This window comes from Thioclava pacifica DSM 10166, assembly GCF_000714535.1.
GTDB lineage: Bacteria > Pseudomonadota > Alphaproteobacteria > Rhodobacterales > Rhodobacteraceae > Thioclava > Thioclava pacifica.
The window spans coordinates 132,897-154,493 of the sequence record NZ_AUND01000012.1; the positions used below are offsets into that span (position 1 = coordinate 132,897).

Sequence of the window (21,597 nt, forward strand, 5' to 3'; positions counted from 1 at the left end):
CACTCACAGCACGGCTGCGAGACGCGTGCCCTGATCAATCGCGCGCTTCGCGTCCAGCTCGGCCGCGACATCCGCGCCGCCGATCACATGCGGGCTGCGGCCAGCAGCGATGAGCGCATCGGCAAGCGAGCGGTCGGGAAGCTGCCCGGCACAAAGCACGACCGTATCGGCTTCGATCAGCGTCGGGTTCTCGCGGGCCTCGCCGAAGGTCACATGAAGCCCCTCTGCGGTGATCTTCTCGTAATTCACCCCGCCGATCATCTTCACATCCTTCATCTGAAGCGCCGCGCGATGGATCCAGCCGGTGGTTTTCCCAAGGCGACGCCCCAGCTTCTCGCGCTTGCGCTGCAGCAGGGTGACGGTGCGCGCGGGGGCCTCGGGCTGCGGCTCGACCAGACCGCCGGGCGTTGCCGCCGGATCGCCGACGCCCCATTCGCGCTTCCATTCCTCGAGGTCGAGCGTCGGGCTGTCGCTGACGGTCAGGAATTCGGCCACGTCGAAGCCGATCCCGCCCGCGCCGATCACCGCGACGCGCGGACCTGCGGTTACGCGCCCCTTGAGGATGTCGATATAGCTCACGACCTGCCCGCCCTCGTTGGGGATCTCGGGATCGCGCGGCAGAACTCCGGTGGCGATGATGATCTCGTCGAACCCGGCCAGCGCCTCGACCGTCGCTTCGGTATTGAGTTTCAGCGTTACCCCGGTTTTCGCGACCATCGTGGCGAACCAGTCGGTGAGGCCGTGGAACTCCTCCTTGCCGGGGATCGCGCGGGCCATGGTCAACTGGCCACCGATCTCGGTGCCGCGGTCGAAAACGGTGACCGCATGGCCGCGCTGCGCGGCAGTGATCGCGGCGGAGAGGCCGGCGGGGCCGGCGCCGACGACGGCGATGGTTTTCGGCGCATCGGTGGGGGTGATGGTGATCTCGGTCTCATGGCCCGCGCGCGGGTTCACGAGGCAGGACGACACTTTGCCCTGGAAGGTGTGATCGAGGCAGGCTTGGTTGCAGGCAATGCAGGGCGCGATCTCTGCGGCGCGGCCCTCCTGCGCTTTGACCACGAAATCTGGATCGGCGAGGAAGGGGCGCGCCATCGACACCATATCGGCGCAGCCTTCGCTCAGCACCGCTTCGGCAGTGGCGGGGTTGTTGATCCGGTTCGAGGTGATCACCGGGATCGAAACCTCGGGACGCAGCCGTCCGGTCAGCCAGGTGAAGGCCGCGCGCGGCACCGAGGTCGCGATGGTGGGCACGCGGGCCTCATGCCAGCCGATGCCGGTGTTGAGCATGGTTGCGCCCGCCGCCTCGATCGCCTTGGCCAGCGTCACGACCTCTTCCCAGGTCGAACCGTCGGGTACGAGATCAATCAGCGAGATCCGGAAGATCACGATGAAATCGGGGCCGACCGCCTCGCGCACGCGCTTCACCACCTCGACCGGCAGGCGCATCCGGTTCTCGAACGATCCACCCCAGCGGTCCTCGCGCTTGTTCGTATGGCGCACGAGGAACTGGTTGAGGAAATACCCTTCCGAGCCCATCACCTCGACGCCATCATAGCCTGCCTCGCGGGCGCGCGCGGCGGAAGTCGCGATATCGGCGATCTGCTTCTCGATCCCGGCCTCGTCGAGCTCTTTCGGCGGGAAAGGGGAGATCGGCGACTTGATCGCCGAGGCCGAGACACAATCGGGCCCGTAGGCGTAGCGGCCCGCATGCAGGATCTGCATCGCGATCCGCCCGCCCGCCGCGTGGACGCGATCGGTGATGAGGCGGTGATTGGCGATATCCTCCGGAGTGAAGAGGCCCGCCGCACCGGGAAACACGCCCCCTTCGGCATTCGGCGCCATGCCGCCCGTGACCATCAGCGCGACGCCACCGCGCGCACGCTCGGCATAGAACTCGGCCACCGCATTCCAGTCACCGCGCTCTTCGAGATTGGTATGCATCGAGCCCATCAACACGCGGTTGGGCAACGTGACATGGCCCAGGTTGAGCGGCTTGAGGAGCTGCGGATACTGGCTCATGAAATCCTCCCTGATTTGGGCAGCACTGTCGCGAGCGCGCCCCGTCTTGTCACGTCAAACGCGGCGTCATTGCGTCTGCGCATCGGTGTGAACGGGCGCGCGAGATGGCCCGTAACCACTTTGTCTGCACGGGAAACTATGCCGCGCGGAACCGTTTCGCGAGAGTAACCAACCCGTGACATTTCCCCCGTATTGTCGCCCCAAGGCCCCAATTGCGCCCGATTTGCCCCGGAAAACAGACGATAACGACAAACAAAACGAGTTCCGCAAAGGTGCGCTAGATGGATCGCCTGACTGAAATGGAAGCCTTCGCGATGGTCGTCGACCAGGGTGGCTTCACAGATGCCGCCAAGAAGATGGGCATTTCCAAATCCGCCGTGTCGAAGCACGTCTCCGCGCTTGAGGCACGTCTTGGCGCACGCCTGCTCAACCGCACCACGCGCCGCGTCTCCCCGACCGAGATCGGCTTGGCTTATTACGACCGTGCGCGCCGTGTGCTCAATGATGCAGGCGAGGCGGATGCCCTCGTCACCTCGATGCAAACCGCGCCCTCGGGGCTGTTGCGCATCTCGGTCGCGACGGATTTCGGCGTGAACCTGCTATCGCCCGTTTTGGGCGATTTCTTGCAGGAATTTCCCGACATCACCGTGAACATGGTTCTGAACAACCGCTACGTCGAACTGATCTCGGAAGGCTTCGACATGGCGATCCGTGTCGGCGAGCTGGAAGATAGCAGCCTGCGCGCACGCAAACTGACCGAGACGTCGCGGCGGATGATCGCCGCGCCCGAGTATTTCGAGAAATACGGGCGCCCCGAACGGATCGACGACCTCAACGAACACAAGCTGCTGCATTACTCCAACCAGTCGGCGGGCAATGTCTGGAAGCTGACCGCGCCTTCGGGCGAGCGGCGTCAGGTGCGTTCGGCGGGCTGGCTCACGGTGAATGACGGCCAATCACTGCTGCATGCCTGCATCGCCGGACTTGGCATCGCCTACCTGCCGTCCTTCCTTTACGCCGACGCGATGCGTCAGGGGCTCGTGGAAGAGGCGATGCCCGACCTCCCGATGGAGACGCTGGGCATCTACGCGATCTATCCGCCGGGCCGCTTCACCCAGCCGAAAGTGCGCGCTTTCATCGATTTCCTCGCCCAGACCTTCGCCGAGAAGGGCCCTGACAACTGGTGAGCCGATCTTCCCCTGCGGGGTCCGATCCGCCTGGACCGCGCTAACTCCGGGTCGAAGTGAGAACCACTTCGACCCGTCTGTTTTTCTCGCGCCCCTCTTTCGTCAGGCTGCTGGCGCGCGGAGCGAGAAATCCTGCCCCTTCGGCGCTCACCTGAGCCGGGTCGACCCCGTATTCGGAGATCAACTTGGCGCGCACCGATTGCGCACGCTTCTTCGAGAGCGCGATATTGGCCGCCAGAGACCCCACCGCATCGGTATGACCGACGAGCATCACCTGCATATCGGGATTGGCCTTGAGAAACTGCGCCAGCGTCGCGAGAGACGCAAACTCGCCCGGCCCAAGGGTCGATGCCCCGGAGGGGAAGTCGAGATCGTCGAGCGCAACGGAGCCGCGGGTCTCGAGCGCGCGGGCGAAGTTCGAAGGGGGCGGCGTCGCGGCTGATCCGGTCGCGGGCAGGGGAGCTGCGGCCTGCGGCGTCGCGAGCGGGTTATCGGGCTGCGCCGGTGTCACGTCGAGCACGCTCAGATCGGTGACCTGAATAAAGCCGGATTCGGACGATCGCGACACAGTGATCGCCACGTATTCGTCTCCCTTGCGCGCCGCGAGATAGCGGAAATCGCCCAGATCGACATGCATCGAGGGCTCGGGCAGCAGATCCAGCGCATAACGGAAATCGAAGCCGCCACAGGCATCGGTGTCGCATTCGTAAAGCAGGGTGTAGCCCGCCGCAGTCAGCTGGTCGCGAAGAGGCGCGAGGATCTGAAGCGTGGTGTTCTGGTTCGCCCTGAGCCGCCAAGCGGTATCGCTGCGCGCGCCTTCGAGCGCGATATGTTTGATCTTGCCATCCTGCCAGGGGCCGACCGCGAGCGAATAGCTCGTCGCGGGGCTCGCCTCCTGCGCCGATTGCGTCGCACCGCCCGGCAGGGTGAGGGCTAGCGGCTCCGCCAGCGCGGGCGCGGCGCAAAGCGTCGCCAGCAGGATGGCGGTCAGGCGGGTCACCGGGCCTCCTCCTTGCGGCGGTAGTGATACTGCGCACGCGCCTCCATCCCGAGGTCGTTCGCGAGCCCGTTCGAGGCGTCATTGACCAGCGTCACGATCATCTCGAACCGCGTTGCGCCCGCATCGGAAGCCCAGCGGGCCGCCTCGTGAACCATCTGGCGGGCAAGGCCCATGCGACGGAACTGGGGAGCGACGGCCAAAGCGTGCAACATTGCCGTGTCCTCATGGAGCGCGACGAACGCGGCACCCGCCGCGCGATCCTGCTTGCGACCCAGCACGCAGGCTTTCGGCCCGGTCACGCGCTCCATGATCGCCTGCCGCTCGGGGCCGACATCGAGCTCGCACCAAAGATCGCGGGCGATCTGGAGCGGCGGCCAATGGGCAAACGCTGTGACGGGCGGCACCTCGCCTTGCACCGTCTCGATCGGGGCGGACCAGAGACAGACCGGATCATAAGCCTCATAGCCACGCCCTTCGAGCACGGCGTCAAGCGCGTCCTCGCCATCGCGGATCATGAAACGCGGGATCTGACCGAGCGCGCGATGGGCGGCTTCCGCAGCCGGGATATCGGCCTCTGCCAGAGGCACTTCGAGCGTGGCGCAGCTCACGCGTGAGCCACCACCCTGACCGTCGCGGATCAGGAACCCTCCGGCGCGGCGGAATTGCGCGGGCGGCCAGGTCGCGTCGATGATCGCATAGGCGTCGGTCATTTGCCCTCCGGGAAGGCGGCCTTGAGCGCCTGCCAGCCCGCCTCGACCTGCTCGGGGTCGGTACCGCGGGTCACGAGATTGGTGCCATACTGCCCTTCCTGCACGAAGGGGTAGGACCCGATCGAGAGGTCGGGGAAACGTCCTGCGATCTCTCGCAGCTCATCGGCCACCGAGGCCTCGGCGACCATCACCTGCCAGTTGCGCGAGATCAGCGGTGCCCCGCCGGTGAGCTTCGGCAAGAGCCCCTCCACCATCGCCTGAAAGATATTGGGCACGCCCGCCATCACATGCACATTGGTCAGAGAAAACCCCGGTGCGCCCGAAACCGGATTGTCGATCAGTTCAGCGCCTTCAGGAATGCGCGCCATGCGCAGACGGGCGGCGGTGAATTCGACCCCGCGCGCGGCGTAATGTTCGGCAAGGATCAAGCGCGCATCCTCGCGCACGTCGAGCGTCGCCCCCATCGCCTCCGCCACCGCATCAGCCGTGATGTCGTCATGGGTCGGGCCGATGCCGCCGCTTGTGAAAAGATGATCGTGGCTTGCGGAAAGCTCACGCACCGCCGCCACGATCACGTCGTTGTCGTCCGGCACGACCCGGATCTCGCGGCACGTGATGCCATGCTCGACCAGCTTTCCGGCGAGGAAATGCGCGTTACCTTCGCGGGTACGGCCGGTGAGGATCTCGTCGCCGATGATCAGGATCGCTGCTGTGGGATTGGGCATCATCTCGCTCCTTTCGACTTGGTATAGGATGCGCGCGCGGCATCGAAAAGAGCGTGCACTGGTCAAGCCCTTCTTTTGTGACTATCTAGGGCCCCGCAACCTGCAAGGAGTGGACCCTTGGACGACAGCCAGGCCCGAGTGACCAAAGACGGAATCCGGATTTACAACGAGAGCGATTTTGCCGGAATGCGCGCCGCCTCTCAGGTGACCGCGCAGATCCTCGACGAGGTCGCGGATCTCGTGAAGCCGGGGGTGAGCACGAGCGAGCTCGACGCCTTCATCGAGAAGCGCGTGACCGAACTGGGCGCGACATCGGCCACGATCGGCTATCGCGGCTATCGCCATGCGAGCTGCATCTCGGTCAACCACGTGGTCTGCCACGGCATCCCGGGCGACAAGAAGCTCAAGGATGGCGACATCATCAATATCGACGTAACGGTGATTGTGGATGGCTGGTACGGCGACAGCTCGCGCATGTATGTCGCGGGCACTCTGAGCCGCAAAGCCGAGCGCCTGATCCAGGTCACCCATGACGCGCTGATGATCGGGATCGAACAGGTCAAGCCGGGCAACACCTTCGGCGATATCGGCCATGCGATCCAGAAATTCGTCGAAGGCCATCGCATGTCGGTGGTGCGTGACTTCTGTGGCCATGGCGTGGGCAAAGTGTTCCATGCGCCGCCGAACGTGCTCCATTACGGGCGCGCGGGAACGGGCGCAGTGCTCGAGGAAGGCATGATCTTCACCATCGAGCCGATGGTGAACCTGGGCCGCCCCGAGACCAAGGTGCTCGCCGACGACTGGACGGCAGTGACGCGCGACAAATCGCTCTCCGCGCAGTTCGAACATTCGGTCGGCGTGACCGCAGATGGCTGCGAGATCTTCACGCTGAGCCCCGCGAACCGTTTCCATCCGACCTGGCGATAAGCCGGCCGACGCGGCCGGACGAAACCGCATTTCCCAGGACCGCTATACGATCTAAAACAGTCGGCAAGGGGGATTGCCCCTTTTGGCTTTGCGGGCTCACTCCCCGGATTGTCCGGACGAATTCGTAGGAGGGTTGAATGCGCGCACCTGCCGATGAAACCTTTGCCGAGATGCTGCGCGCAGCAGTGCCGGGGCTGAGCGTCGGTGCGCCCGGAGCCTCCTACCTCGAAGAACCGCGCGGTCGGCACAAGGGCTGCGGCGGTGTGCTGGTCAAACCGGCCTCGACAGCGGAAGTCGCAGCCGTGCTGCGGACCTGTCATGCGGCGGGTGTGGGTGTCGTGCCCTATGGCGGCGGCACCGGGCTGGTCGGCGGGCAAATCGTCGAAGACGGTCCTGCACCGGTGATCCTGAGCCTCGAAAAGATGACGGCCATACGCGCCATTACGCGCCATGTGCTCGAGATCGAGGCCGGCGCCACCCTGCAGGCGGCGCAGGACGCAGCGGACGGCGCGGAGCGGCTTTTCCCGCTGACCATCGCGAGCCAGGGCTCGGCGCGGATCGGGGGCGTCTTGGCGACCAATGCAGGCGGGGTGAACGTGCTGCGCTATGGCAATGCACGCGAGCTGTGCCTCGGGGTCGAGGCGGTGCTGGCCGATGGCACGGTGATTTCGGGGCTCAAGCATCTGCGCAAGGACAACACGGGCTACGATCTGAAGGACCTGCTGATCGGCTCGGAAGGCACGCTGGGGATCATCACTGCGGCGACGCTGCGGCTGCTGCCGAAACCGGCGGCGGTGGGCACGGCGATGATGGTGGTCGAGAGCCCATCCGCGGCGCTGGAGCTGCTGGAGCTGGCCGAGGCGCGGATGCCGGGCTGTGTCTCGGCTTTCGAGCTGATCTCGGGACAGGGGCTGCGGTTCCTCGATGCGGTCGGCCCGGACGTGCATCAGCCATTTACCACCCGGCCCGACTGGTCAGTCCTGATCGAGATCGGATTGCCCGAGGGGCTGGCGGCCGAGGAAGCGCTGGCGGGACTGTTTGAAGCCGCCGAAGGGCTCGTCAGCGACGGGGTGATCGCAAGCTCCGAGAACCAGCGCGCCCAGATGTGGGCGCTGCGCGAGAGCCTGCCGGAGGCGAACAAGCGGATCGGTTCGATCTCCAGTCACGATATTTCTCTGCCGCTGCCGAAGCTGGCGCAGTTCATCGAAGAGGCGCAGGTGGCGCTGCGCGCGCTCGCCGATATCCGGATCAACTGCTTCGGTCATGTCGGCGACGGCAACCTGCATTTCAACGCCTTCCCGGCGGAAGGGCGCGACCGCAAGGAGTACGAAAACCTGCGTCGCGCGATCCCGGAGACGGTCTATGATTTGGTGGATCGTTTCGGCGGCTCGATCTCGGCCGAGCATGGGATCGGACGGCTGAAGGTCGGCGATCTGGAGCGCTATGGCGATCCGGGGAAGCTGGCGGCGATGCGGGCGATCAAGGCAGCGCTGGACCCGAAAGGCATCCTGAACCCCGGTGCGGTGCTCGCCGAGCGCTGAGCCCAAAAAGAAACGCGCCCCGCCAGGAGAGCAGGCGGAGCGCGGCGTTCCGGTTCACGTGTCTATGCAAGCAGCCGAACCATCAGGCCCGCTCACGATAGCCCGATTCGCGTAAGCAAGATGTTAACGCGCATGAGAATAGGGCAGCGCCGCTGCCTGACGCGCGACCCGCGCCACGTCACGGCTCAGCGGCAAATCCTCGATCCGGTCGAGATCGACCCAACGGGCATTCAGCGCATCGTCGGCAGCACTCGGCTCTCCGGCGAGCCAACGGCATTCGACCGCCACCAGCACGAAATGATGCTCCAGAGCGCCCTCCGCGTCATGGGCGAGGACATCGAGGGCCGTGAAGGCATGGGCTGCCTGCGCCTGCACGCCGGTCTCTTCGCGCAGCTCGCGCTCTGCCGCCTTCAGGAGTGTCTCGCCGAATTCGATCTTGCCGCCGGGAAATCCCCAGAGCCCGGCATCGGGCGGGTTCGCGCGCCGCACCAGCAGGGCCTGCCCGTCGCGGATCACCACGGCAAGGACGGCAGCAACCGGACCCGGGTTCACAGCCCCTCGAACTCGCAGAGCACGTTCACATTCATGCCGAGGCTTTCCAAGAGCTTGCGCCCGCCTAGTTCCGGCAGATCGACGATGAAGGAGAGGCCCACGATCTCGCCGCCGACCCGCTCGATCAGCTGGATGCCCGCCTGTGCGGTGCCTCCCGTCGCCAGCAGGTCATCGACGATCAGGACCTTTTCGCCGGGCTGGATCGCGTCCTCGTGCATCTCCATCACCGCCTCGCCATATTCCAGCTTGTAGGCCTGGCTGATCGTCTGGCCGGGCAGCTTGCCTTTCTTGCGGATCGGCACGAAGCCCTTGGAGAGCTGATGCGCGATCGCGCCGCCAAGGATGAAGCCGCGCGCTTCCAGCCCCACGACCTTGTCGATCTGCTGGCCCGCCCAAGGGTGCAGCAACTGATCGATCGCCATACGGAAGCCGCGCGGATCGGCAAACAGCGTTGTCACATCGCGGAACATGATCCCCTCATGCGGGAAATCGGCGATGGTGCGGATATAGTCTTTGACGTCTTTCATTCGGTCCTCAGAGGTCGAGCACGCGGCCCGCGATGGTCTTGAGTTTCGCTTTCATCTCGGCCGAGCGCTTTTCGGGCGCGGTCATGATCGCACTGTCGAGCGCGTGGGTGCAGCCGGTCGCACAATCGCCCGCGGCGCCCTTGAGCAGGTCCGGCAGGGCCGCGACCAGATCGCGGGCCTTGCCGGCATTCTTGATCGCGACGGCCACGACCTGCGCCACGTCCACCGCGTCGTGGTCGGGGTGCCAGCAATCGAAATCGGTGATCATCGCGACGCAGGCGTAATGCAGTTCGGCCTCGCGGGCGAGCTTGGCCTCGGGCATCCCGGTCATGCCGATCACATCCGCGCCCCATTGACGATAAAGCTCGCTCTCGGCCTTGGTCGAAAATTGCGGGCCCTCCATCGCGACATAGGTGCCGCCCTCATGAACTTTCACGCCGGTCTTGCGCGCGGCCTCGGCGCAGGCTGCCGAGAGATCGGCGCAGACAGGATGCGCAACCGAGACATGGCCGACCATACCGGGGCCGAAGAAGCTCTTCTCACGCGCGAAAGTGCGATCAATATATTGATCCACGATCAGGAAATCGCCCGGCGCATAGGCCTCTTTCAGCGAGCCCACCGCCGAGACAGCAATGAGATCGGTGACACCCAGCTGCTTCATCGCGGCGATATTGGCGCGGTAAGGAACGGTGGTCGGCGTCTCGACATGGCCGCGCCCGTGGCGGGGCAGGAAGGCCATCTTCACGCCGTTGAGCGTACCGGTCAGCACCTGATCGGAAGGCGCGCCGAAGGGCGTCTCGACCGTGACCCATTCGGCGGCCTCCAGCCCGTCGATCTGGTAGACGCCCGAGCCGCCGATCACCCCGATCATCTTCTCCATTCCACTCTTCCTCCGGCTGTCCGCAAACAATCGCGGCGAGCCTAAGCCCCGGGCGCGCGGGAGGAAAGGGGGATTGCAGCCGGGTGCCGCGCGGTTTATCGGCGCAGAGGGGGCCGGGAGCACCCCCTCGGGAGGATCAATGGAAAACCTGCGCGGCTCGGTGCTGATGGTCATCGCGATGGCGGCCTTCGCGATGGAGGACATGTTCGTCAAATCCGCCTCGACACATGTCGCGGTCGGCTTGGTGCTGATGCTGTTCGGTCTCGGCGGGATGGTGGTCTTCGCCACCCTGATCACGGCGCGCGGCCAGCGTTTGCTGCACCCGGCGCTGCTCTCGAAGCCTCTGCTGATCAAGCTCGCGCTCGAGGTGGTGGGGCGGCTCGGCTACACGCTCGGGATCGCGCTGACGCCGCTCTCGAACGCCGCGGCCATTCTGCAAGCCACGCCTCTCGTCGTGGTCGCGGGCGCGGCGGTGGTGTTCTCCGAACGCGTGGGGATGCGCCGCTGGATCGCGGTCGGCATCGGGTTTCTCGGCGTGCTGATCGTGCTGCGCCCCGGCCTCGACGGGTTCGTGCCCGCCGCGCTTTGGACCGTGCTGGGGATGCTGGGCTTCGCGGGCCGTGACCTTGCGACCCGCGCCTGTCCGCCGGTGTTGTCGAATTTCCAGCTCAGCTTCTATGGTTTCATGATGCTGATCCCGACCGGCGCGCTGATCCTGATGATCTTCGGTGGCCCGACCTTGCCCGACCTGATCGCGCTGCGCGACATCGCGGGCGCAGTCGCCTTCGGCAGCTTCGCCTATTGGTCGCTGACGAAAGCGATGCGAATGGGCGAGGTGTCGGTCATCACGCCCTTCCGTTACACCCGCCTGATCTTCGCGCTGATCCTCGGTGCGGTGGTCTTCGGCGAGCGGCCCGATACGGCAATGATTGCGGGGGCGCTTCTGATCGTGGCGAGCGGGCTCTACACCCTGCTCGAGGGCCGCCGCGCGCGCAGAGCCTGAGCGCAGATCTTACCCCCCGGCGGGCCGCAGCATCTCGAAATCCTCATTCACCGCAGCATAATCCCCGCGGTAGCCAAAACGCACGAGCCGGTCCTTGGGCCGGTAGAAACCGTCGCGCAAGCACGCGTCTGCGATATGAACGCCCGTGACCTCGCCATGGACGAGGAAATTCGCATCCCCCAACAGCTCCACCACCTGCACCAGCCGACATTCGAGACTCGCAGGAGCCTCCGCCACGCGCGGACAGTCGATCGTCTCGCATTCGGCTTTGTCGATCCCGCATTCGGCAAACTCATCCGTCCCCGCCGGGAAATTCGCGCAAGAAGCGTTCATCTGGTCCTTGAGCGCATAGGTCACGAGATTGACGCAGAACACGCCCGACTCGCGGATCTGCGCGACACTATCCTTGGTGCCTTCGCGATCAGGCTTGGAGGAGGTCGAGGAAAAGATCACCTGCGGCGGCGTGTAGGCCACCGCATTGAAGAAGGAATAGGGCGCGAGATTGTCGCCCATTGTCCCGCGCGTCGAGATCCAGCCGATCGGACGCGGCGCCACGATCGCGTTGAACGGGTTATGCGGCAGCCCATGGCCATCTTGCGGTCGATAGAACATGCTTTCTCCTGTTTGATCCTGATCTTAGTGCGTGCTACCGCGTCGAACAGGGCGAAAGGACGGGCGCGATGTATCAGCTCGAAGAGGAAACGGACGAGGACTGGTGGGAAGTCGAGGCGCTCTACGACCTCTGCTTTGCGCCCGGCCGCACGGCGCTGTCCTCTTATCGCCTGCGCGACGGGGTGAAAAAGGTCGCCCCGCTGTGCCTCACGCTGCGCCAGGATGGCATCCTCGCTGCGGTGATCCGCTACTGGCCGGTGCTCGTCGGCGGCAAACGGGTGCTGCTCCTCGGTCCCGTGGCGGTCCACCCGACGCGCCAAGGCGAAGGGCTCGGCGGGCTCTTGATGCACGAAAGCCTCGCCGAAGCGCATCGACTGGGCTGGGAACGCGTGCTGCTCGTAGGTGACGAACCCTATTACTCGCGCTTCGGTTTCGAAAAGCTCGAAGGGGTCGAGATGCCGCCCCCCACCAATCCCGACCGGGTGCTCGGGCTTGAGCTGGTTCCCGGTGCCTGGGAGGGCGTGAAAGGTCCGGTCGAGAAGGCCGCCTGATTGCCGAAAGGCACCCACGCCCCCATATTTGGCGAAAAGCAGGAGATGCCCATGGCCGAGATCCTACCCCCCGTGACCGACCCCGTGCTGCTCAAGGAGCTCGACGCGCTGGCCAAACGTCACCGCGTCGCGGGTGGCGTCGTGATGCAACTGATCGGCTATGTCGGCACCTCCGCAGAAAGCCTGCTCGAGAAACTGCCGGCCCAGGTCCGGGGCGGGCTCGACGGCGCGACGGAACGCGCGCTCTCGGGCGCGATGGTGGCGGCGGAACGCTCGCGCGGCATCGTCTCGGACCGCCCCGACTGGCTCAACCGCACGCTGACAGCGGCAATGGGCGCGGCCGGTGGCGCAGGAGGTCTGGCAAGCTCGCTGGCCGAGCTGCCCTTCACCGTGACGATGCTTCTGCGCGCCATTCAGGGCATCGCCGCGGAACATGGTTTCGATCCCGCCTCCGACGAGGTGCGTCTCGAATGCCTGCGGGTCTTCGCCTCGGCCGGACCGCTTGAAAACGATGACGGGATGGACCTGAGCTTTCTCGCCGCGCGCGCCACGATCACCGGGCCGAGCATGAAATCCCTCATCGCCAAGGTCGCACCCCGGCTCTCGGCTGTGCTCGGCCAGAAACTCGCGGCCCAGGCCGCTCCGGTTCTGGGCGCGGTCGCGGGCGCAGCCGTGAACTACGCCTTCACCAGCTATTATCAGGAAATCGCCCGCGTCCATTTCGGTCTCAAACGCCTCGCCCGCGACAGCGGCGCCGATGAAGGCGTGCTGCGCGAAGAGCTCGTGGCGCGGATTGCGAAGTGATCTCCTATAAGCGCCCCTCTCACCCTTCGAGATGCCTCCGAAGGGGATGTTGGACGCTTTGGAAAGAAGCGGCTCTTCGCCTCCAACTGCTCCAAATATCCCGGGGGTGAATGGCCGCAAGGCCAGAGGGGGCAGCGCCCTGTGCCCGACCGTTAATTGTCGGCCTTGCCGGTCCAATCGCTCCTGTCACCACGAGGTGGCATCTCGCGCCTGTATTGCCCTTTGTGCTGATGGTTTCAGTCATCGTGCTCAAGCAACCGTGCCGAGCTCTGCGCGTCCTGACCGGTAAAGAAGAATGCCGCTGGACGTCCCGGCCCAGCCAGCGGAACGCAATGGAGACGAATCCACGCCACCGCGCCTCACACTGTTCCCCCTTTAACGCAAATTGCCGAGATCCATATGGATCTCGGCTGCGAGGCCATCTGGGGACGCTGGGTCCGGTATGAGGGTGATAGATCGGATGAGGCTGCCAAGCTCTTCGTTTGCGCGCGCGACGAGATCAGGATCGCCGAGCAAGGCTTCAAGGTCCTGAATTGCGGCTTCGAAAAGCGCCGCGATGTCAGGTGGTGCTGTGTCTTTCTTGGTCTGCTGCGCCTTGATCTGCATGATCCGCGCTTCAAGATCCGCCACCTCCGCTTTCAGCTCCTTGTCGCGGGCCGAGTAGTCTGCGTAATCCGCGCCCTGCTCGATAGCTTTCATGATCCCTTTGCGCGCCATGGTCGCCTTCGTTAGATCGGCGTTCGCGCGCTTGATCGCGGTTTCCAGATCAGTGCTGTCGAGCGCGCGCAGCTCGGCTTGAAATGCAGCTTCGAACTCCGCGATCAGCTCGGCGCTGTGCAGTTCAGCGCGCAGGGTGTCGAAGACGCGGGGCTCGATCCTGTCCTGTCGGATCGAGATCGTGTTGTTACAAGCCGATCTGCGTGCCTCGCGGCACTGGAAGCGGTTCTTGCCGGATTTGACATAAGGCGCCCCGCAGCAGCCACAGATCAGGAGTCCGCTGAGCAGGTGCTTCGAACGACGCGCAGCATGGGCATTCCCCGACTTGTCGGCTTTGAGAGTGCGCTGCGCAAGCTCTGCTTGAACGGCGTCCCAAAGGTCCTGCGGCACGATCCTCAGATCTTCGTGGGTCCCGCGCACCACATCCTCCTCGGTAGCGAAAACGGCTTTCTCGCCAGTCTCCGGGTGATAACGACGGCCGAACTTACAGACCGAGGCCTCGCCGATATAGAGGCGGTTGTTCAGAATGCCTTCCTCGCGATCTTTGCGGCCTCGGATCGTCGAGCCATCCCAGCTGCCACCCTTAGGTGCCGGGATCCGATCGGCGTTCAACCCCTTGGCGATCGCGTGTGCAGATTTACCGTCAGCGGTCTCCCGAAAAATCCGTTGGACGACTTCGGCCTGTTCCGGGTCAATCTCCCGGTTCAATCCAGTAGGACTCTCGCGCTTCCGATAGCCGTAGGCGCTGGTGTGAAGGCGCCCACGCGCGACTGCGCCTTGCATTCCCCGACGCGTGTGAGCACCGATCATCTCCGAGAACTGCTGTGCGCCAAAACCTCCGAGAAGAACCTTGAAGAAATCCTGCGGGCCTTCTTTCACCGAATGCAGCTCGACGCCCTGAAACTTGAACAGATCGAACTGAGAAAGCGCATCCGCCACCTTACGGGTCAGGCGATCAAGCGCCTCGACCACAACGACATCGACTTCGCTTCGACCGATTGCGTCTTTCATCGCCTGAAAGCCGGGACGGCGCATATTGCGCCCGGTCTTCTCGCGATCTTCGAAGATTGCGACAACCGTCCAACCGTTGCGGTCGCATTCGCGCCGGGCCATGGCGATTTGGTCTTCGATCGAAGTCGCTTTCTGAAGGCTCGACGAGTAGCGGGCATAGATGGCGGCGCGGATCATTTGATGCTCCGCTCGGCCGGAGCTGCATTGATATTCGCGGGCTGGGCAGCCTCGACGAAGCGCCGTGCGGCCGCGCGACCGAGAAGGGAGACGAGCCCAGTCGGCGCGCGCTCGATCCGGATCGTGCCGCCGGGGTTGTCGTTGGCTGCGGTCAGCGTTTGGGTGGATGCCTGCATGTTGTGAGCCTCTTGGTCTGATTTTCGGTTTTCTGAAGCTGTAAAGACCCCCGAAAACTAAAAATGGAAATTTGGCGATCCGTATCGATTTTGACGCCAAGCCTTTGTTTTTGCGAAATAAGAAAATCCAAGCTCGGGTGATTAAATAGACTTAATCTGCCCCGAAAAGGGAGCGCAGATCCCGTTCGGACCCGCGCCCCAAGTTGGGTGGCTGGCTTACTTGCCGAGCCACCGAAGACGGCGGATTTCTTGATCCGCCGCGATCAGATCCGCAACGCGTTCCGAGTGGTTCAGGGCCACCCTCAACTCGTCGCGAAACACCTCGACCGTGTCGTCGGGGAGGAAGGCCCCGAGCCGCTCGATGCAGAGCGCGATTTCGGCTCGGGGCCCGTCGCCAATCGTGTCGCGCCGCTCCAGCCTGCGCTCGAGCGCGGTGAGCTCCGTGCGGATATCCTCGGCGATGCCTTGAGAGAGATCAGAGGCCGATTGCAGCGCAAGACGCAGCGCGCCGGTCGCATCGGCGGCGATGTCCTGAATCCGGTCGATGTCGGGCGTTTTCTGTTCGGGCGAGGACAGGATGATCCGATGGGTGTTGCCGCTCGGGATCATGTTGGGAACGAGCATTGTTGTAACTCCTGTTGCGATTGGGAAAGGCGGCAGCGCCGGCGAACTGACGCTGCCGAAAGGCTTCAGCGTCAGGTGCCGGTGATGACCGCCCGCGCCGCGGCCCGGGCCCGGGCCTCGATCACCGACTTGCGGTCATCGACGCGCGCGCGGCGGCGCTCGGCGCGCGCCTCGGCAGCGATGTCGGCCTCGGCCTGAAGTCGCGCCCGGATCGCGTGCATCCGCTGCAGCGGACGCCCGGTCAGACGGCCAAGCACAGGCGTGCGCAGGGTCGGGCTGACCGCGAAGGCGCGATTGTTGGGGCGCACGATCACAATGCGATCGCCGCGAAACGCCGTCGCGCGGTCGAGCCCGGCCACGCGCGCATCGTGCGAGCCGAGCGGGATGGCATAGCCCTTGCGGACTTTCTCGGTGACGGAGGTGCCGTAGGCGATGGTGAGCCAGCGCTGTCCGGAGATCAGGGCGGACGCGAGAACGAGACAAGGGCGGGCCTTCGGTTCAGGGCCGGTCTTGCCCTCGTTCGTGGGGAAGCGGAACGAGACGATGTCGCCGGAGCGCAAGGTCTCGGACCACGCGTGCGGCTTCGTCTCGACGGTCGAGGGAACGTTGTCGAACATGGGATTCTCCATTTTGGGAAAAGATCGACACGCTCCCGCTCCGGCCCCTGCGAGGTGTCCGGGTTTCGGTCGCGCGTCATATCGACTGCGCGACCGAAACCCGGACGCCTCGGCGGCCTCTCACGCGAAACCACTCGGGCCTTGGCCCGCAGTCATTCGAGGAGCGGCACAAAGCTGGAGGGGGTTCGGGGGAGGCGCGCCCAAGCGGCCTCCCCCGGGCGCAGGGGGTGTCCAGAGGGGGAGTGCAGAACGACGACCCTCTGGTCCCGCGGAAGGCGGCCGGGGTAGTCCAGAGGGGGTGGCGAGCGCCCCTATGGTCCGTCGGAGGACGCCAGGGGGAGGCCGGAGGGGGCGCGGCGAGCGATCTCCCTTCGGTCCCGCGGAAGGCGCGGGGTCCGGGGCAGCGCCCCGGCGAACGGCTTCTGACAGGGAGCGCCAACGGCCCGGACTGTCAGATGCTTAGTGAGTAGATACTTAGACCAAATGGAGATGTTGCTTGGGTTGCTTCGCAAGGCCTCCGAAACGGAATTTGCCATCTCAGGCACGATCCTTCTGCTTCCATTCAACGCGTCGGGTCTTCAGGCAAGAAACGAGCGAGCTGTTGACAGTGATGCAGGCGACAACGTCAAAGGAGGATCGACCTTCACAAGCTCTTGATCTCAAGTCGTGCGAGGTGTGAGATCTGATATAGATGTTGGCGCGACATTGGGATTGTTTCCGGTCAAATGTGACTCTACAAATGAAGAAAGGAAGATGATTTCCCAGATTTCTTTAAGAGAACAAAGTTTGGGTGGCAGACGGTTTGAATTTTACGGTGCGCCCGCCAAGTTGAGCGAGAAGATAAACGACATGAAAGATCGAGTATGACACCTAAAATTGTTTCTGTATTTAACAACAAAGGTGGTGTCGGAAAGACAACGCTTACTTTTCACCTCGCGCATGCCTTGGGCGAGTTGGGAAAAAAGGTTTTACTTGTCGATTTCGATCCCCAATGTAACTTGACCATTGTCTCTATGACCATGGAGCAAATTGAGAAAATTTGGACCGCCGAAGATGCATTCATTGAAGACTTTGCCGCAGCAAAAGAGAATGAGTCTGCCGACAATTTTGATAGATTATTGGATGACGTAAGATCTATCCACTTCATACTCAAGCCAACAGAAGACGGCACCGCAGAACTCCCTCGGCTGCCTCCTCCGGCCTCTTTAACAAAAAACGTGGACTTGCTTCCCGGAAGATTAACGCTCCACCTCTTTGAGGCAAAGATTGGTGAGCGTTGGAGCGGGATTTATCAAGGCGACCCTTTGGCGCTTCGGACCGCAACTCGGGCGCGAGAGTTGGCTTACAAATACGCAGATATGCATGGCTATGACATTGTAATATTCGACACTTCTCCGAGTCTAGGCGCCCTAAATCGGGACATCCTCACTTTGACCGATGGGTTTCTTATTCCGTGCTCTCCTGATCTTTTTTCGATATATGGGATCCGGAACATTGGTGGTGCCTTAGATCTATGGCGAAAGCAATTCGACACAATTTTTCACCTTTTGTCAGACACCAAGAGATCCCAATTTCCCGAGAAGTTCGTTCGCTTGATAGGTTACACTTTGTATAATGCGAGAAGGTATTCTGGGCAAAAAAATCCTCTCGGTTTGGCTGCAGCCCACTATCACTATGCGGAGCAGATTCCCGGCACAATTCGCAACCATATTGATCCAGAAAACTCGCTTCCCTTTGACGAAATATTGGGTGGTTCGATCGGTGGTGACTCTGTAATCTACGCTCATAACACCTTTCCGAGTTTAGCTCAAAAATACCACCTTCCCATGTGGCGCTTGCCCGAGTCCGAACTTCAACCAGAAGACAAGAGCACGATTGGGGGGAATCAACAAAAATTCAAAGATACGCAACAGATGTATCATGCGTTTGCTAGTGACGTAATTGATAGGATTGCGAAGCTATGACAGATACAAAATCCAATGAGGAGGCACCCCCTCTTGCTATTAGCGAAGATGCCATCGAAGAAGTCATTTCTGCCTACAGCGCACGAAAACTTGAGCTTCAGATTTTCGTTGATAGTGTCGTCGCTTTTTTGACAAGTCATCCTGATCTTTCACTGAATGGATCTTCTGTTGTGCACTCTGCGAAATCTCGACTTAAAGACGAGAGTCATTTGAGAGAGAAAATTCTTCGAAAGGCGAAAGATGGAAAAGAAATAAATAAAAACAATATTTTTGAGAGCGTCACCGACTTGGGCGGTGTTAGGATTCTTCATCTTTTTCAAGAAGACTTTAGGCACATTGATGCGCTAATAAGAAAGAAGGTTGAGGAAGGGGATTGGATTTTCAACGAAAAACCTGTCGCAAACACATGGGACCCAGAAACAATAAATTTCTTCAACAACTTCGACTTGGAGGTCAGACAGAGGCCGACATTTTACACCAGCGTTCATTATTTAGTGAAGCCGAGAGCAGACTCTCCACTTTGCTGTGAAATTCAGGTGCGAACATTGTTTGAAGAAATTTGGGGTGAAGTCGATCATCAAATTAATTACCCCCACGCTACGGAAAATATAGCCCTTCGCGAACAGTTACTGGTTCTATCGAAAATATCTGGAGCTGGGAGCCGATTGCTGGACTCTATTCGACGCGTGCGAGATGCGGAGCAAGAAAGTTAACTTTCTGAATTGATTTCTCAGAAAGTCACCCTGGATTGAAATTCAGAGACTAATCTTCTCACCTTCTGAGCCCTCGCAGATTCAGGCTGCATAATGGTCTTGGTCGGCGAGTTGCAATTCGACCTCCAGTGAGCCGCTCACACGCGCATAAACCCAGTTCCGCAGTGTGACCGCCCAACATAAAAAATGCGCGGGTTTCTGCGCTCATGATTTTAATTTTTCGGTGGCTTCCATGGCCAGAACCCTAAAAGAGAGGGTGAACATGCATATCTACACTGCGGCGCGTTCAAGCATTTCACAATGACTTATGCGAGCTATCTCACTTCAAGCGTCGGACCATATCAACGCATTTTTTATTAGGGCAGCCTCAGCAGAGCACACCGGCATCCCCTCAGATTCTTCGATAGATCGTTTAGAAAAGTGGTCGCGACTGAATCATCCTTGCGTCATAGGTCAAGAAAAATTTTCATTAATCCCCGCTCCTGTTCGTAAACATTAAATACACCACCAGAGTGATTAAGAACCGCTCAATAGGGCGCGGCCCTAGTGTCTAGCTTTCACGTTTTCTCCCTCCGCCCACTTTCCGACGGCAACCCCAACAGGAGGCCGTCATGTCCGCGTATCAACCTATCGACGTATCCGCTGCTGCGTCGGTGTCTTCGCCCCGTCCCGTCGTGCTGCGTTTTGCAGAGCTCTATCCACAGCAGCTCTACCGCTATCGGATGCACGGTGAGCGCAAGCAGCAAGAAGATCGACTGGATCATGTCGATCTGAGCCGCACACCGCTGAACGAACAGATCCTCGGCTCCTCGAATTGGCACAAAGAGCTTAGGCAGGCGGTGCGCCTCGCGAGCCTTCAGAATATCAATCAACAGGTCGAAGGGCTGCGCGCAGCCAAGCGTCACAAGGAAGCTGACCGTCGCTTGATCGAGGGGCCGCGCGACCCGTGGCGCAAGTCAAAATCCGGTCCATTGCGCGAGTTCATCATCACCGCAAACCGCGAGTGGTTTGTGCCCCCTGAGACTGACAGCCGCTTTGTAGGGACCGACGCAGAGAAAGCATCGGCACGGCAACAATTGATCCAAGAGCGCGAAGCGCAGTTTCAGGCAAGGGCAATCGAATGGCTGAGATCGCGCTTCGGCGATCAGGTTCTCCATGCCCGTGCGGATCGCGACGAGACAACATTCCACATCCACGGGGTGATCGCGCCCTGGACCGAGAAACACACGAAGCGCAGCGGCAAACAGCGCCTCATCCAGCCATCCTCCCATGCACTTCTGAAGGATTACGAGAAGGCGCAGGACGACATTGGGGAGTTCTTTACCTCTCTGGGACTGGCACGCGGAGAACGACAGGCCGCAGCTCGCCGGAAAGCGAAGGAAGAGAAAAAGACCGATCCGAGCGTGATCATTCCGGGTCGCAAGAAACATGTCCCGGCGCATGTCTGGCGCGCGAATGAGGAGGTCCGCTTGGTCCGCGAAAAAGCCAAGATCGAGGCCGAGACGAAGAAGCTCGAAGCAGAGCAGAAGCGCGCCGAGCGACTGCAGCGTGATGCCAAAGACCAACGAAAGGCTCTGAACGCCGCAAACAAGCGCGTCGAAGCGCGCGAGGCCGAGGCGAATGAAGTGATCGAATAGCCTCACACGCAGCGACGGGGAGCCTCATCCCGGCGCATGGCGACCGACTGGCGGTGGCACCGCGCCTTCCGAAGGAGTCGCGGGAGCGGGAGCGGCTGGAACGCCTCTTGACCGCGCCTGGTGCCTCGGCGCGCAAGCTACTGATCCATCTGGGCGGCGCCTATCGAGCCTTCCGGCTGGGGGCAGCCCGAAAAGCCGAGAATGATGTCGCCGCACGGGTGGCTGCGGTCGCGCAGAAAGAAACAGCTCTCGAAAAGCTGCGGGCCAAGATGCTCGCGGCTCTCCCGTCGAACCTGCGCGGCCATTTCATCGCGGATACGCAAATCGAAAAACGAGAGGTCGAAGATGCAACCAAGGCGCTGAAAGGAAAGAGCAAAAATGGTGATCAATGGAGCTGATAAATCCGCTTCTTGTCGAACCCCGGAGGTCCACATTCATTCCTCACCCCTCGCACGCATAGGAGCACGACATGACCGTTCAAATCCCCCAAACCCAGCAAGACCGCATCTTCCAGCAGTATCTGAATCTCCAGAACAAAGTCGCTCAGGTAGCCGAAAAAGAGCACAAGGCGCAACTGCGCCGACGGCGCTATGTCCTCGACGCCTTTGGCAAGTGGCTGGACAAGGCGCCCCGCAGTGAGGTCGAGGCTTTCCTCAAGGCGCTCTCGGAGGCTTCGTGCGCCGCTGACAGCAAGCGGATCGCAGACTACCTGGCGAAACTGCCTCCCGAACCGGAAGCAACCACTCCGGCCTCGCCTCCCGCACCGCGAGCCTCGACCACGGAAAAGCCTCAGGAGAGGCCCGCGGATCCCAAGAGCAACTGATCAGCGATCACTTCGTGTCGGCGTTAATAATCACGCACGCCAAGCACAAAAGCCCGCCAGTCGACTGGCGGGCTTTCGGCAATGCGCATAGCGTTAGTAG

The 21,597-nt window shown here is 62.0% G+C and carries 23 protein-coding genes; 11 read left to right on the plus strand and 12 right to left on the minus strand.

All coding sequences use genetic code 11. The features are described 5' to 3' along the window. Positions 1 to 3: 3 nt before the first annotated feature. Positions 4 to 2,019: an NADPH-dependent 2,4-dienoyl-CoA reductase gene (locus TP2_RS06420; RefSeq protein WP_038074980.1), complete on the minus strand. Its 2,016-nt coding sequence runs from the start codon at positions 2,017 to 2,019 to the stop codon at positions 4 to 6. Between the two features lie 281 nt (positions 2,020 to 2,300). Here TP2_RS06420 and TP2_RS06425 point away from each other — a divergent pair, with 281 nt between their 5' ends. Further along, complete coding sequence (locus TP2_RS06425; protein WP_038074982.1) at positions 2,301 to 3,206, plus strand: LysR family transcriptional regulator; 906 nt, start codon at positions 2,301 to 2,303, stop codon at positions 3,204 to 3,206. 40 nt (positions 3,207 to 3,246) lie between these two features. Here the strand turns inward: TP2_RS06425 and TP2_RS06430 are convergent, their stop codons facing one another. Genes TP2_RS06430 through TP2_RS06440 form a run of 3 tightly spaced genes read right to left on the minus strand, consistent with a single transcriptional unit; the run spans position 3,247 to position 5,641 of the window. Then, positions 3,247 to 4,206, minus strand: a complete 960-nt coding sequence (locus tag TP2_RS06430; protein ID WP_038074985.1) for an OmpA family protein — start codon at positions 4,204 to 4,206, stop codon at positions 3,247 to 3,249. Further along, a complete protein-coding gene (locus tag TP2_RS06435) occupies positions 4,203 to 4,916 on the minus strand; it encodes a GNAT family N-acetyltransferase (RefSeq protein ID WP_038074987.1) in 714 nt (237 codons plus the stop codon). Before TP2_RS06435 ends, TP2_RS06430 begins: the two co-directional genes overlap by 4 nt. Further along, a complete protein-coding gene (locus tag TP2_RS06440) occupies positions 4,913 to 5,641 on the minus strand; it encodes a competence/damage-inducible protein A (protein WP_038076094.1) in 729 nt (242 codons plus the stop codon). The genes TP2_RS06435 and TP2_RS06440 overlap by 4 nt, the downstream gene beginning before the upstream one ends. Positions 5,642 to 5,758: 117 nt before the next feature. On the opposite strand from TP2_RS06440, the gene map reads away from it, so the two are divergent. Both map and TP2_RS06450 read left to right on the plus strand, forming a co-directional pair. Beyond that, positions 5,759 to 6,568, plus strand: a complete 810-nt coding sequence (map, locus tag TP2_RS06445) for a type I methionyl aminopeptidase (RefSeq protein ID WP_038074989.1) — start codon at positions 5,759 to 5,761, stop codon at positions 6,566 to 6,568. A gap of 137 nt (positions 6,569 to 6,705) precedes the next feature. Next, a complete protein-coding gene (locus TP2_RS06450) occupies positions 6,706 to 8,109 on the plus strand; it encodes an FAD-binding oxidoreductase (protein WP_038074991.1) in 1,404 nt (467 codons plus the stop codon). A 123-nt stretch (positions 8,110 to 8,232) separates the two neighbouring features. Here TP2_RS06450 and TP2_RS06455 read toward each other — a convergent pair whose 3' ends face one another. The 3 genes from TP2_RS06455 to TP2_RS06465 are packed head-to-tail and all read right to left on the minus strand — an operon-like array spanning position 8,233 to position 10,068. After that, a complete protein-coding gene (locus TP2_RS06455) occupies positions 8,233 to 8,661 on the minus strand; it encodes an NUDIX hydrolase (RefSeq protein ID WP_038074993.1) in 429 nt (142 codons plus the stop codon). Next, complete coding sequence (locus tag TP2_RS06460; protein ID WP_038074995.1) at positions 8,658 to 9,188, minus strand: adenine phosphoribosyltransferase; 531 nt, start codon at positions 9,186 to 9,188, stop codon at positions 8,658 to 8,660. Before TP2_RS06460 ends, TP2_RS06455 begins: the two co-directional genes overlap by 4 nt. Positions 9,189 to 9,195: 7 nt before the next feature. After that, positions 9,196 to 10,068, minus strand: coding sequence for an S-methyl-5'-thioadenosine phosphorylase (locus tag TP2_RS06465; RefSeq protein WP_038074998.1), 873 nt, complete (start codon positions 10,066 to 10,068; stop codon positions 9,196 to 9,198). Between the two features lie 139 nt (positions 10,069 to 10,207). Between TP2_RS06465 and TP2_RS06470 the strand changes: the two genes are divergently transcribed. Continuing rightward, entirely contained in the window at positions 10,208 to 11,071 is an 864-nt protein-coding gene (locus tag TP2_RS06470) for a DMT family transporter (protein WP_038075002.1), read from the plus strand. Positions 11,072 to 11,080: 9 nt separating this feature from the next. On the opposite strand, the gene TP2_RS06475 is transcribed toward TP2_RS06470, so the two are convergent. Continuing rightward, positions 11,081 to 11,683 carry a flavin reductase family protein gene (locus tag TP2_RS06475; protein ID WP_038075004.1) on the minus strand — a complete coding sequence of 201 codons (603 nt, stop codon included), beginning with the start codon at positions 11,681 to 11,683 and terminating at the stop codon, positions 11,081 to 11,083. A gap of 68 nt (positions 11,684 to 11,751) precedes the next feature. Here TP2_RS06475 and TP2_RS06480 point away from each other — a divergent pair, with 68 nt between their 5' ends. Together TP2_RS06480 and TP2_RS06485 are read left to right on the plus strand one after the other, a co-directional pair. Continuing rightward, entirely contained in the window at positions 11,752 to 12,234 is a 483-nt protein-coding gene (locus tag TP2_RS06480; protein WP_038075006.1) for a GNAT family N-acetyltransferase, read from the plus strand. A gap of 51 nt (positions 12,235 to 12,285) precedes the next feature. Next, positions 12,286 to 13,038, plus strand: a complete 753-nt coding sequence (locus tag TP2_RS06485; protein ID WP_420804590.1) for an EcsC family protein — start codon at positions 12,286 to 12,288, stop codon at positions 13,036 to 13,038. A gap of 375 nt (positions 13,039 to 13,413) precedes the next feature. Here TP2_RS06485 and TP2_RS06490 read toward each other — a convergent pair whose 3' ends face one another. The 4 genes from TP2_RS06490 to TP2_RS06505 all read right to left on the minus strand — a co-directional run bounded on the left by TP2_RS06490 (position 13,414) and on the right by TP2_RS06505 (position 16,360). Next, on the minus strand, positions 13,414 to 14,943 hold the full coding sequence (locus TP2_RS06490) for a recombinase family protein (protein ID WP_038075010.1): 1,530 nt from the start codon (positions 14,941 to 14,943) through the stop codon (positions 13,414 to 13,416). Continuing rightward, positions 14,940 to 15,119 (minus strand): hypothetical protein, encoded by a 180-nt coding sequence (locus TP2_RS18875; RefSeq protein WP_038075013.1) that lies wholly within the window; start codon positions 15,117 to 15,119, stop codon positions 14,940 to 14,942. Before TP2_RS18875 ends, TP2_RS06490 begins: the two co-directional genes overlap by 4 nt. A gap of 216 nt (positions 15,120 to 15,335) precedes the next feature. Continuing rightward, positions 15,336 to 15,743, minus strand: coding sequence for a hypothetical protein (locus TP2_RS06500; protein ID WP_038075016.1), 408 nt, complete (start codon positions 15,741 to 15,743; stop codon positions 15,336 to 15,338). Between the two features lie 71 nt (positions 15,744 to 15,814). Next, positions 15,815 to 16,360 carry a type II toxin-antitoxin system PemK/MazF family toxin gene (locus TP2_RS06505; protein WP_169739508.1) on the minus strand — a complete coding sequence of 182 codons (546 nt, stop codon included), beginning with the start codon at positions 16,358 to 16,360 and terminating at the stop codon, positions 15,815 to 15,817. A gap of 863 nt (positions 16,361 to 17,223) precedes the next feature. On the opposite strand from TP2_RS06505, the gene TP2_RS06510 reads away from it, so the two are divergent. From TP2_RS06510 to TP2_RS06525, 5 genes are all read left to right on the plus strand, one after another. Then, positions 17,224 to 18,324: a ParA family protein gene (locus tag TP2_RS06510; protein ID WP_038075020.1), complete on the plus strand. Its 1,101-nt coding sequence runs from the start codon at positions 17,224 to 17,226 to the stop codon at positions 18,322 to 18,324. Beyond that, a complete protein-coding gene (locus TP2_RS18260; RefSeq protein WP_084714025.1) occupies positions 18,321 to 19,037 on the plus strand; it encodes a RelA/SpoT domain-containing protein in 717 nt (238 codons plus the stop codon). Before TP2_RS06510 ends, TP2_RS18260 begins: the two co-directional genes overlap by 4 nt. Before the next feature lie 611 nt (positions 19,038 to 19,648). Further along, entirely contained in the window at positions 19,649 to 20,674 is a 1,026-nt protein-coding gene (locus tag TP2_RS06515) for a plasmid recombination protein (protein WP_051692279.1), read from the plus strand. Positions 20,675 to 20,727: 53 nt separating this feature from the next. After that, the gene (locus TP2_RS06520; protein WP_157617064.1) at positions 20,728 to 21,072 is read left to right on the plus strand and encodes a hypothetical protein; all 345 of its coding nucleotides are present in this window, start codon (positions 20,728 to 20,730) and stop codon (positions 21,070 to 21,072) included. A gap of 71 nt (positions 21,073 to 21,143) precedes the next feature. Next, positions 21,144 to 21,497 carry a hypothetical protein gene (locus TP2_RS06525; protein WP_038075027.1) on the plus strand — a complete coding sequence of 118 codons (354 nt, stop codon included), beginning with the start codon at positions 21,144 to 21,146 and terminating at the stop codon, positions 21,495 to 21,497. Positions 21,498 to 21,597 lie beyond the last annotated feature (100 nt).